The sequence below is a fragment of the Nonomuraea sp. NPDC005650 genome (assembly GCF_040605375.1).
Lineage (GTDB): Bacteria > Actinomycetota > Actinomycetes > Streptosporangiales > Streptosporangiaceae > Nonomuraea.
In genome coordinates, this window is the sequence record NZ_JBEXCR010000014.1 from 127,970 (window position 1) to 139,536 (window position 11,567).

Here is an 11,567-nt window from a genome sequence, read left to right on the forward strand (position 1 = left end):
CTGTACCTTCCCACACCCTCCCGCGCTCATCCGCTGCCCCGGGGCGGATTTGTAAAGTGGCCTCCATGACGCACGAACGCGCAGGACAGCCAGCCCAGCCCGCCGACCTCGTTGACGTCGCACGGCTTGTGACCTCCTATTACGCGCTGCACCCCGATCCCGGCGACCCTGGGCAGCGGGTGGCGTTCGGCACGTCGGGGCACCGGGGGTCGTCGCTGAGGACGGCGTTCAACGAGGACCACATCCTGGCCACCACGCAGGCCATCTGCGAATACCGGCGGGCGCAGGGCACCGACGGGCCGCTGTTCCTCGGCATCGACACGCACGCGCTGTCGGAGCCCGCGCGGGTGTCCGCGCTGGAGGTGCTGGTCGCCAACGGGGTCCAGGTGCTGATCGACTCCCGTGACGGTTACACGCCGACCCCGTCCGTCTCGCACGCCATCCTGCGTCACAACCGCGGCCGCACCAGCGCGCTCGCCGACGGCGTCGTGATCACGCCGTCGCACAACCCGCCGGGCGACGGCGGGTTCAAGTACAACCCGCCGCACGGCGGACCGGCCGACACCGACGCGACCACGTGGATCCAGGACCGCGCCAACCGGCTGATGGCCGGCGGGCTGGAGAGCGTGCTGCGGGTCTCGTACGCGAAGGCCCTGGAGGCGGCGGGGCGCTACGACTTCCTCGGGATGTACGTGGACGACCTGCCGTCCGTGGTCGACCTGGACGCGGTCCGGGAGGCCGGGGTGCGCATCGGGGCCGACCCGCTGGGCGGGGCGAGCGTGGCGTACTGGGGGGAGATCGCGGAGCGGCACCGGCTCGACCTGACCGTGGTCAATCCGCTGGTCGATCCGACGTGGCGGTTCATGACGCTCGACTGGGACGGCAAGATCCGGATGGACTGCTCGTCGCCGTACGCGATGGCGTCTCTCATCGCCAATCGCGATAAGTACGACATTTCCACCGGAAACGATGCCGACGCCGACCGGCACGGCATCGTCACCCCCGACGGCGGCCTGCTGAACCCCAACCACTACCTCGCCGTCGCCGTCTCCTACCTCTACACGCACCGCGACGGCTGGCCCGCGGACGCCGGAGTGGGCAAGACGATGGTCAGCAGCGGGATCATCGACCGGGTCGTACGGTCCTTGGGGCGGCGGCTGTACGAGGTGCCGGTCGGGTTCAAGTGGTTCGTCCCGGGGCTGCTGGACGGGTCGCTGGGGTTCGGGGGCGAGGAGAGCGCGGGAGCGTCGTTCCTGCGGCGCGACGGGTCCGTCTGGGCCACGGACAAGGACGGGATCATCCTGGCGCTGCTGGCCTCCGAGATCCAGGGCGTCACCGGCAAGTCGCCCGGCGCGCACTACCGGGAGCTGGTCGAGCGGTTCGGGGAGCCCGCGTACGCCCGGGTCGACGCCCCCGCCACGCGCGAGGAGAAGGCGGTGCTCGCGAAACTCTCGGCCGCGCAGGTCAAGGCGTCGTCGCTGGCCGGCGAGCCGATCACCGCCGTCCAGACCACGGCGCCCGGCAACGGGGCCGAGCTCGGCGGGGTGAAGGTCTCGACGGAGAACGCCTGGTTCGCGGCCCGGCCGTCGGGCACGGAGGACGTCTACAAGATCTACGCCGAGTCCTTCCGCGGCCCCGACCACCTGGCCAAGGTGCAGGAGGAGGCCCGTTCCCTGGTCTCCGACGCCCTCGCCTGACCGCGCGGGCCGGTGTCCGGGCGCTCCGGCGTCCGGGCGGGGTCAGCAGCCGGGCGCTCCGGCGTCCGGGCGGGGTCAGCGGCCGGGGGCCAGCTCGGGTGCCGTGCCGGTGGTCATGCCGGTACGGCCGAGGTCGGCGCGGCGGCCCGCGGCGACCCCGTCCCGGTACCCCGTGCCGCTCGTCCTGGGCACGCTGATCCGGATGTCCGGATAGTGGACGGCCACCGCCCGCTCCACCTCGGCCCGGCGGTCGGCCAGGACGAGGGCGGCGCCCGTACTGGCCTGGGCCGCCTCGGACTCGGCCGCGCACAGCAGCCGGTACACCTCGTCCGTGAACCCCAGCAGCCACGACCGCCGGTACGCCCGCACGGCGGTCACGCCGTCGGGCACCCGCACGCGCGCCAGCCCGCCCGCCATCTGCAGCAGCAGCGACGTGGCCAGCAGGTCGGCCCGCTCCAGATCGGCCGCGAACCCGAACACGTGCACCCGCTGCCCACCGTCGCCCCGCCCGATGAGCAGGGGGCGGCAGCGCACGGCCTGCGCGACCAGGCTGACCAGCCGGGCCTTCTCCCTGGCCCAGGGGTTGGGCAGGGTGACGACCCGGTCGCCGGGCGTCTGGCGCGTGCCCGCCGGGGGGAGCGAGTCGATGCCGTGCTTGGCCATCAGCGCCGACGCGGCCGCCATGAACGTCGCCCGCTCGTGCTCGTTGTCGGTGCGTTCGGCCTTGGCCAGGAGTTTCCTGACGCGCTCCAGCGTGCGCTCCCGCAACCGCGCTCCCCCTACAACTTCGTGGTCAGCACCCGCCCGTCGTCCGCGATGGCGGGGAAGGCGCCCGTGTCGACGATGCCGTGCTGCTGGAACAGCGCCTCGATGAGGGCGTGCGCCCGCGGCTCGAGCTTCCACAGGGCACGATACTCGCGCGCCGTGGCCAGCGAGATGCCGATCTCCTGGGCGATGTCCACCGAACGCGGCACGATGCCCTTGGCGATCTGGCGGTCCCAGAACGCGCGGGCCTGGCGCATCAGCGCCGCCCGCTGCGCGGTGTCGACGACCTGCGGGGTGGTGTCGAGGACCTCGATGTCCTCGTCCTCCTCCTCGACGAGCTCGGCCAGCGCGGGCGGCAGCGCCGGACGGGCGGGCACCGGCTGCTGCTCGGGCTCCGGCTCCCACGGCACACGGGGGGCGGCGTCGATGAGGGCGGTGGTGTTGTAGAGGGCGGCGATCTGGGCCAGCAGCGCCTCCTGGCGGGCCTGGTTCACGGCCAGCCCGGTGTGCTCGACGGCCTGGTCCATGGCCTTGTCGAGCTTGGCCAGCGCGGTGCGCATCTTGCGCTCGGAGGCCCCGTTGTCGCGCAGTGCCTTGGCCCGCTTGGCGGCCAGCGCGACCCTGGTCAGCCGGCGGTGCGCGTCGACCTCGCTCGCCGTACGGTCGCTGACCTCGGCCAGCCCGACCCGGACCAGCAGCCGCTCGGGCGTCAGGCGCCAGTTGATGCGGCCGGTGCCGCGGATGCGGTGCCGCTCGATGGCCATGCCGCGCTCCCAGAGCCAGGCGGCGACCAGCGGCGCCGCGAGCCTGAACACCGCTTCGGGCAGGCTGCGCGCGTCCATGCTGGACAGTACGGCGGTCAGGCAGGTCAGCGCCCACACGGCGATGCCGTCGATGCCGGCGGAGAAGTTCTCGCGCATGTTGCGGCGGGCCCGCACCGCGCTCGTGATGATCGCGACTTCGATGAACGCGAACAGCAGCAGCCGCAGCGGCCCGTCCAGGCCGAGCACGTCGCCGGAGAAGCGCCACATGCCCTGCGCGGACACGCCGGTGGCGATGGAGGCGGCGACGATGGTCAGCACGTCCTCGATGGGACGCTGGGCGACGTACCGGGAGAACAGCCAGGCGGTGGCCCGCCAGACGATCCTCAGCACCAGGAACGCCAACGCCAGCCCGGCCAGGCTCAGCAACGCGATGACGGCGGTGGCGAGCGGCTTCTCGGTGACGAAGGCTGCTATTTCCTCAAATGTCGGCATCTGGTCACTATCCGTGGGGGCTCAAACTCCGGCTCTATGCGACGAGATCATCGCAGAATGTCGCCATCTTGTACGCCAAACGACATCTGCCGCCCCATTTTGCCCCTGTTTCACTACGGTTCCGGCATCTCCCCCCGAACCCAACGGTGACCCAGCGCGGTCCCCCAGGGACCCGGCGCACGGAGCGGAGCAGCACGCCGACCGAGCGGCGCTCACGCGCTCACGGAGGCACGAGGGCGCGCGAGTGCGAGGGCGCGAGGCCGTCGAGGGGGCGAGGCCGTGTCGAGGGGGCGAGGGGACAGCGATAGGGGGCGGCGCGGGTGGGAGGGAACCCGAAGAGTGGGCGGCGAGGGGGTGGGGTGGCGTTGGGGATAGAGGCGTGGAGTGGGGGTGGTCGGGGGGCGGGGGTGGGCGCACAATGGGCCGCGAGGAGGGGATTGTGAGCAAGCGATCACGCAGGCGCCGCGCTCTTCCCAGCGGCGCACCCGCCTGGAGGCCCGGGTTCGGGCCCGGCGAGCCGCACTGGCCCGGCGGTGAGGAGTTCCCGTTCGACGACCCGTCGGAAGGCGGCGAGGGCGGGGTGCGTGAGCCGCGCAAGCCCAAGCCCGCCCCGCCGGCGTTGTCGGCGGAGGCCCCCCTGCCCGAGCCGCCCGTGTACGCGCGTGACAGGAGCGAGCCGCCGCCCGACGAGGTGACCAGGGTTCTGGCTGGTCAGGAAGCCTAGGACGGTCCCGTGCGGGGGGCGGTGGGGGCCGCGAGGGGGAGAGGAAATTCGTCCTTTCGGAGGGCAACATCCGCTGCTCTGAATGGGACCATCTATGGAGGGATTTATCCCAAGATGGCGTGATGTATCCCAGCAGGACGGATATCGATGTCAGACAATGAGTTTCCCCTCGTCCAGTTCATGCGTGACGGGTTCGACCCTGTGGGCGAGCTCGGACGGATCCGGGCCGAACACCCCGTCTTCCCCATGGAGATCCCCGGCAGCCAGACCGTCTACCTCGTCACCCGCTGGGAGGACGTACGGAGCGTCCTGAGCGACCACGAGCGCTTCAGCAACGACTTCGCCGGAGTGATCGGCCTGGGCTCAAATCAGGAGGACCCGGGCGGCCTGGGCTTCCGCGACCCGCCCGAGCACACGCGGCTGCGCAAGTACCTGACGCCGGAGTTCACCATGCGCCGCCTGCGCAGGCTGGAGCCGCGCATCGAGGCCATGGTCGAGGAGCACCTGGACCGCATCGAGGCCAAGGGCTCCCCCGTGGACCTGGTGGAGGAGTTCGCGCTGCCGATCCCGTCGCTGGTGGTGTGCGAGCTGCTGGGCGTCCCGTACGAGGAGCGCGCCGACTTCGTGAAGATCAGCAAGGACCGGTTCGACTTCACGGCCGGGCCGGAGGCGTCGCTGCAGGCGATCAACGACGCCATGGCCTACCTGACCGACCTGGTCGCCCGGGAGCGGCAGAACCCCGGCGAGGGGCTGCTCGGCCAGTTGCTGCGCGAGCACGGTGACGAGCTGGACGACCGTACGCTCGCCAGCATGGCCGACGGGCTGCTGACCGGCGGGCACGACACCAGCACCAGCATGCTCGCCCTGGGCACCCTGTGGCTGCTGCAGAACCCCGAGGAGGCCGCCAAGGTCCGCGAGGTCGACGGGTACATCAACGACGTCGTCGAAGAGCTGCTGCGCTACATGACGGTCGTCCAGGTGGCCTTCCCCCGGTTCGCCCGCGACGACCTGGAGCTGCACGGCGTACAGATCAAGAAGGGCGAACTGGTCCTCTGCTCACTCACCGCCGCCAACCGCGACCCCGCCCTGGGCGAGGACATGGACCAGGTGCGGCCAGGCAGGGAGACGGCGGGCTCGCACATGGCGTTCGGCCACGGCATCCACCGCTGCATCGGCGCGCCGCTGGCGCAGATGGAGATGCGCATCGCCTTCCCCGCGCTGCTGCGCCGCTTCCCGGGGCTGCACGTCGCGGGCGAGGTACCGTTCAGGGAACTCGCCATCGTGTACGGGGTCAAAGAGCTACCCGTCGCCTGGTAGAGCGGTTACGTTCGCAATGTGAACGAGCCTGTCATCGATCTGACCACGATCAGCGCCGTCCTGTTCGACACCGACGGCGTGGTCACCGACACCGCTCGGGGGCACGCGGCCGCCTGGAAACACGTCTTCGACGCGTTCCTGCGCGGCCGCTCGACACCGTTCGACATCCGGGACGACTATCTGCGCCACGTGGACGGCCGCCCGCGTCTCGACGGCATTCGCACTTTCCTTGAGTCACGCGGCATCACGGTGCCCGAGGGCTCGCCCGACGACGAGCCCGGCGCGGCGACCGTGCACGGGCTCGGCCTGGCCAAGGACCGGATCTTCATGGCCCAGGTGGAGAAGTACGGGGTGGCCGCGTTCCCGTCCACGGTCTCGCTGCTGCACGAGCTGCGGCAGCGCGGGGCCCGTACGGCGGCCGTCTCCGCCAGCCTGCACGGCCGCAAGCTGGTCACGTCGGCGGGTGTGCTGCACCTGTTCGACCTGGTGGTGGACGGCAACGACGCGGCCCTGATGAACCTGCCCGGCAAGCCCGACCCCGCCCTCTTCCTGGAGGCGGCGCGCCGGCTGGCGCTGCCCGCCGTCAGGGCCGCGGTGGTGGACGCGGCGCTGCCCGGGGTGGAGGCGGGCAGGAAGGGCGGGTTCGGGCTGGTCGTGGCGGTGGCCAGGGACGGGGCCGAGGCGGCGGAGCTGCGCGCGGCGGGCGCCGAGGTCGTGGTGTCCGACCTGAGCGAGCTGGCGGTCCGCGGCAGGGTCCCACCCTTGACCGCATGAGCCGGCGGTCCGCGCCAGAGTCCCGCCCTTGACGGCATGACGCCTGGCCGGTCGGGCCCGCCCTGGGCGGCGTGAGCGCGGGTCGGTGGGAGCGGCTTTACGCTTGACGGCGTGACCGTTCTCATCGACCCGCCCAACTGGCCTGGGCCGCGCGACCTGATGTGGTCGCATCTGGTCAGCGACCGCTCGCTGGAGGAGCTGCACGACTTCGCCTCGCGGCTGGGGGTGCCGGAGCGGGCCTTCGATCGGGATCACTACGACGTGCCGGAGACCGTGCACGCCCGGGCGGTGGAGCTGGGGGCCGAGGCGGTCAGCTCGCGTGAGCTGCTCCTGCGGCTGGTCGCGTCCGGCCTGCGCCGCCGCAAGCGCCGCTGAACCAGCACAGCACGCCCCACCACCGCTGAACCGGCGCCACCGTCCCGCCGCCGGTGCCGGTGCCGGTGCCGGTGCCGGTGCCGGTGCCGGTGCCGGTGCTGCAGGACGGTCCGCCCGCTACGACACGTCGTGGTCTGCCGTGAGGGTCGCCAGTTCGCGGGTCATGTTGGCGCGTGCCCGTTCCTCCCACAGCTCGCGGGCGCGTTCCGTCCGGTAGAGGCGCGGTACGGCGAGCAGGCGGCGCAGCACCTCGGCCCGCCCCGCCCTGAACAGGTCGTCGGGCACGTGGGCGTACTCCTGCCGGATCCGGCCCGCGTAGTCGTCGTACCCGGGCATTCCGAGCACGGCCAGGTCGGCGTCGCACAGGACGGCGCCGTTGTGGTCCCCTTCGGCGAGGGTGTCGTGGGCGGCGGTGAGGCGTACCAGCCTGGCCGCCTCGGCGACCCGTCCGGCGGGCACCCCGCACCTGGGCAGCCTGGACTGCGCGAGCTGGGCGCTGCGCTCCTCGTCCAGGCCCGGCCGTCCGTCGTAGACGGCGTCGTGGAACCAGGCGGCGAGACGCACGGCGGGGAGGTCGTCCGCGAGATCGCCCCCCGGGGCCGCGAGCTGCGCGATCCCGCCGAGCACGGCGGCGAGGTGGTCGAGGTTGTGGTAGCGGCGGTGCGGCTCGGCCCAGCGGGCGAGCAACTCCGCCCCTGTGGCGAGGGAGGCGGGCGAGTCCCCCACCAACGCGGCCCAGTCCCCCGCCAGCGCCACCCGATCACCCGTCAGCAACGCCCGGTCGCCTGCCGGTGGTGTCCCGTCGTCGATCACGGTCTCACCGTACCTTTGGTAGCGTCCGAAGCATCGACGGGAATGCGCGGGAACCCAGGCGCCTGCCCAGCTGGCGGGAGCTGCGTGCCGTCGTGCCCGGGCGCCCGCGGCTGTCCAGGGCGCGGCGGGTGGCCGAGGCCGCCGACCTCGCCGATCTCCGGCTGCTCGCCAGGAGACGCGCCCCGCGCATGGTGTTCGACTACGTGGACGGCGCGGCCGAGGGCGAGCTGTCGATGGCCAGGGCGGTGGAGGCGTTCAGGCGGGTGGAGTTCCGCCCGCGGATCCTGCGCGACGTGGCGGCGGCCCCGACCGAGGTCGAGATCCTGGGCAGGCGGATCGCGATGCCGGTCGTGCTCGGGCCGACCGGGTTCACCCGGATGATGCACCGCGAAGGCGAGCGGGCCGTGGCCAGGGCGGCCGAGCGCGCGGGCGTCCCCTACGCGCTGTCCACGATGGGCACCACGACGGCCGCCGACGTGGCCGCCGCCGCGCCCGACGGGTGGAACTGGTTCCAGCTGTACGTGGTCCGCGACCGCGCGCGCAACCTGGAGACGCTCGCCATGGCCCGCGCGGCGGGCATGGACGTGCTGGTCGTGACCGTCGACGTGCCGGTGGCGGGGGCGCGGCTGCGCGACGTGCGGCACGGCCTGACGGTCCCGCCGTCCCTGCGCTGGCGTAGCGCGCTGCAGGCGCTGTGGCACCCGGCGTGGTGGTTCGACTTCCTGACCAGCGAGCCGCTGCGGTTCGCTACCATCGAGGGCGCCCCCGGCGACCTGGCCGGGCTCACGAACCTGATGTTCGACCCCTCCGTGACCATGGCCGACCTGGAGTGGATCCGCTCGGCGTGGCAGGGTCGGCTGCTGGTCAAGGGCGTGCAGCGGGTCGACGACGCCAGGGAGCTGGCCGCGCTCGGGGTGGACGGCCTGGTGGTGTCCAACCACGGCGGGCGGCAGCTCGACCGCGCCGCCACGCCGCTGGAGCTGCTGCCCCACGTGGTGGCCGCCGTGGGCGATCGCACGGAGGTCTTCCTGGACGGGGGTGTCCGCAACGGGGCCGACGTCGCCGCCGCGGTCGCGCTCGGCGCGCGGGCCTGCTTCATCGGCCGCGCCTACCTGTACGGCCTGATGGCGGGCGGCGAGGCCGGGGTGCGGCGGGTGCTGGACCTGCTGCACAAGGAGCTCGTACGCACCCTCCAACTGCTCGGCGCCGGCGGGATCGGCGGGCTCAGCCCCGACATGGTGCGCCTCAGAGATACATCAGGGCTTGATTGAAGTCCTACGCGAGCCCTACGCGATGGTGCTGACGGTTCCCTGGAAGGCCGCTCCCAGGAAGAACGGCTCCAGCACCAGCGTCGCCGCGCCCAGCGCCACCGCGTCGGGGCCGAGGCGGCCCAGCACGATCGTCTCGGGCTGGAACGGCTGGGCCTGCGTGTTGGCCGCGGTCGCCGCCCTGATCTCCGCCAGCAGCCGCCGGCCCAGCATGAGCCCCGCCCAGCCGCCGATGACGATGCGCTCGGGGTTGAACAGGTGGACCAGGCTCGACAGCCCCACACCCAGCAGGTCGACGCTCTCGGCGATGACCGGGGAGCCCTCGTCGAGCAGCCGGGCCAGCGCGGCCTCCTCGTCGGCGGAGTCGGCGACGACGCCCGCGCGGTCGAGGATCCCCTCGGCCCCGAGGTACGCCTCCAGGCAGCCGCGCGCCCCGCACCGGCAGGCCCGCCCGCCCGCGATCAGCTTCAGGTGCCCGACCTCGCCGGCGGCCTTGCCCGCGCCCCGGTAGATCTGGCCGTCGGTCACGACGGTGCCGCCGACGCCCGAGCCCATGAGCACGATGATCGCGTCGCGCGTGCCCTTGCCCGAGCCGAACCAGAGCTCGGCCTGCCCCATGGTCTTGGCGCCGTTGTCCACGAACAGCGGCAGCGACGTGCCCGCCCGTAGGAGCGCTCCCAACGGCACCGCCTCCCAGCCGAACGTCTTGGCCCGCACCAGCGCGTCCGGCCCCGGCTCGACGATGCCGGGCACGCCGACGCCGACGCCGAGCACCCGCTCGGCCGGCACCTCGCTCTCGGCGATCACCGTGTCGACGCCGGCCAGGATGTGGCGGGCGACCAGCTCCGGGTCGTGTTTGGCCGAGCGGACCGCGTAGTGCGCCCTGGCGAGCTTCGCCATCTGCAGGTCGAACAGCTCGACGCTGACCTGCGTCTCCCCCACGTCGACGCCGACCGCGTACCCGTAGGCGGGGTTGACCCTGAGCAGCACGCGGGGCCGGCCGCCGTCGGAGTCGACCTGACCGGCCTCGACGACGACGTTCTCGGAGAGCAGGTCGCCGGTCATGGTGCTGACCGTGGCGGGGCTCAGCCCGGTCGCGGCCGACAGGTCGTTGCGGCTGGCCGGGCCGCCGAAGTAGAGCGCGCGCAGGAGCATCGCCCGGTTCCCCCTGCGAAGATCCCGTACGGTCCTGCGCCCTGAGGTGCCCATTCTCGCCCCCGCCTCTCCCGCGATCGCCACGCCATGGTAGTTCACCAGCCGAAATCGCCATGAACCCGGTGTTACCGAAGCGTTTCCGACCGGCTCCTGACTTTCTTCAGAGCTTAGATTATGGTCTGGCCATCCCCCCGATGAGGAGATGACTATGAGCCGAGGACTCGTGCGAGGCGTCGTCGCGGCGGCGCTCGCGGCCGGGCTGGCCGCCTGCGGCAGCGGCGGCGGCAGTGGCGGCGACGCGGACAAGACGCTGACGTTCTGGATGTACCAGGACCGCACCCCGCAGGCCGGACAGGTCATCGAGAAGGTCCGCAAGGACTTCGAGAAGGCCAACCCCGGCGTCACCGTGAAGCTCGTCAAGATCCCCAAGGACGACTACAACACCAAGCTCGGCAGCGCCGTGGCCAGCAAGAGCGCGCCGGACGCGGGCATACTCGACCAGCCCCTGGTCTCCAAGTACGCCCTGGACGGCACGATCAAGGAGGTCCCCTCCGGCCTGGTCGACGAGGCCGGCTTCTACAAGGGCGCGCTCGACACCAACCGCGCGAACGGCAAGCTCTACGGCCTGCCGCAGGACCAGACCACGGTCGCGCTCTTCTACAACAAGAAGCTGGTCCCGACCCCGCCCAAGACCTGGGACGAGCTGAAGCAGACCGCCGAGCGGGTGCACGCCGCCGACGCCAAGGTGGCCGGCATGAACGTCCCCAAGGGCGACGGGTACGGCGCCTGGATGTTCCCCGGCGTGGTGCACGGTGCGGGCGGCCAGATGGTGGACGACGCGGGCAAGAAGGTGCTGTTCGACCAGCCGCCCGCGGTGGAGGCCCTGCAACTCTGGGTCGACCTGCTGAAGTCGTCGCCGCGGCAGATCACCGACTCGGACAAACCCTTCGAGAACGGCCTGGCCGCCATGACCATCTCCGGCCCCTGGGACGTGCCGACGATCCACGAGCAGTTCCCCGACCTCGATTTCGGCGTGGCGCCGCTGCCGTACAAGACCGAGCCGGCCGGGAACATCGGCGGCGAGGACTCCGTCGTCTTCTCCTCCAGCAAGAACGCCGACCTGGCGTGGAAGTGGCTGGCCTTCCTGGCGAACGAGACCAACAACGGCGCGGTCGCGGACGCGTTCGGCGGCTTCCCCGTCAACCTCAAGGCGCAGGTGGTCGCGGGCGGTCCCGAGCAGGCGGCCTTCCTCGAACAGCTCAAGGTGGCGCACGCCCGCCCGGCGGTGCCGCAGTGGATCCAGGTCAACGACGAGATCATCGCCCCGGCGATCGAGTCGGCGCTGACCGGCAAGGCCACGGCCCAGCAGGCGCTGACCGACGCGGCGGCCAAGACGCGCTCCCTGATCGGCTGGAACGGCTGA

Annotated in this window: 11 protein-coding genes; 7 read left to right on the top strand and 4 right to left on the bottom strand. The window is 72.2% G+C overall.

The features are described 5' to 3' along the window. Positions 1-65 precede the first annotated feature (65 nt). Entirely contained in the window at positions 66-1,697 is a 1,632-nt protein-coding gene (gene pgm / locus ABZS69_RS24670) for a phosphoglucomutase (alpha-D-glucose-1,6-bisphosphate-dependent) (RefSeq protein ID WP_355376605.1), read from the top strand. 75 nt (positions 1,698-1,772) lie between these two features. Here the strand turns inward: pgm and ABZS69_RS24675 are convergent, their stop codons facing one another. Continuing rightward, the gene (locus tag ABZS69_RS24675; RefSeq protein WP_355376607.1) at positions 1,773-2,465 is read right to left on the bottom strand and encodes a DUF2786 domain-containing protein; all 693 of its coding nucleotides are present in this window, start codon (positions 2,463-2,465) and stop codon (positions 1,773-1,775) included. An 11-nt stretch (positions 2,466-2,476) separates the two neighbouring features. Beyond that, complete coding sequence (locus tag ABZS69_RS24680; RefSeq protein WP_355376609.1) at positions 2,477-3,718, bottom strand: hypothetical protein; 1,242 nt, start codon at positions 3,716-3,718, stop codon at positions 2,477-2,479. Between the two features lie 439 nt (positions 3,719-4,157). Here ABZS69_RS24680 and ABZS69_RS24685 point away from each other — a divergent pair, with 439 nt between their 5' ends. The 4 genes from ABZS69_RS24685 to ABZS69_RS24700 all read left to right on the top strand — a co-directional run bounded on the left by ABZS69_RS24685 (position 4,158) and on the right by ABZS69_RS24700 (position 6,908). Further along, positions 4,158-4,442 carry a hypothetical protein gene (locus tag ABZS69_RS24685; RefSeq protein ID WP_355376611.1) on the top strand — a complete coding sequence of 95 codons (285 nt, stop codon included), beginning with the start codon at positions 4,158-4,160 and terminating at the stop codon, positions 4,440-4,442. A 147-nt stretch (positions 4,443-4,589) separates the two neighbouring features. Next, positions 4,590-5,759 (top strand): cytochrome P450, encoded by a 1,170-nt coding sequence (locus ABZS69_RS24690; RefSeq protein WP_355376613.1) that lies wholly within the window; start codon positions 4,590-4,592, stop codon positions 5,757-5,759. Between the two features lie 18 nt (positions 5,760-5,777). Next, complete coding sequence (locus ABZS69_RS24695) at positions 5,778-6,533, top strand: HAD family hydrolase (RefSeq protein ID WP_355376615.1); 756 nt, start codon at positions 5,778-5,780, stop codon at positions 6,531-6,533. Positions 6,534-6,644: 111 nt separating this feature from the next. Further along, entirely contained in the window at positions 6,645-6,908 is a 264-nt protein-coding gene (locus ABZS69_RS24700) for a DUF4031 domain-containing protein (RefSeq protein WP_355376617.1), read from the top strand. Between the two features lie 117 nt (positions 6,909-7,025). On the opposite strand, the gene ABZS69_RS24705 is transcribed toward ABZS69_RS24700, so the two are convergent. Further along, on the bottom strand, positions 7,026-7,664 hold the full coding sequence (locus ABZS69_RS24705; protein WP_355376882.1) for a metal-dependent phosphohydrolase: 639 nt from the start codon (positions 7,662-7,664) through the stop codon (positions 7,026-7,028). Positions 7,665-7,813: 149 nt separating this feature from the next. Between ABZS69_RS24705 and ABZS69_RS24710 the strand changes: the two genes are divergently transcribed. Beyond that, positions 7,814-8,992: an alpha-hydroxy acid oxidase gene (locus tag ABZS69_RS24710; RefSeq protein WP_355376618.1), complete on the top strand. Its 1,179-nt coding sequence runs from the start codon at positions 7,814-7,816 to the stop codon at positions 8,990-8,992. A gap of 15 nt (positions 8,993-9,007) precedes the next feature. Here ABZS69_RS24710 and ABZS69_RS24715 read toward each other — a convergent pair whose 3' ends face one another. Beyond that, positions 9,008-10,228 (bottom strand): ROK family protein, encoded by a 1,221-nt coding sequence (locus ABZS69_RS24715; protein ID WP_355376620.1) that lies wholly within the window; start codon positions 10,226-10,228, stop codon positions 9,008-9,010. A gap of 124 nt (positions 10,229-10,352) precedes the next feature. Between ABZS69_RS24715 and ABZS69_RS24720 the strand changes: the two genes are divergently transcribed. Then, positions 10,353-11,567, top strand: coding sequence for an ABC transporter substrate-binding protein (locus ABZS69_RS24720; RefSeq protein ID WP_355376622.1), 1,215 nt, complete (start codon positions 10,353-10,355; stop codon positions 11,565-11,567).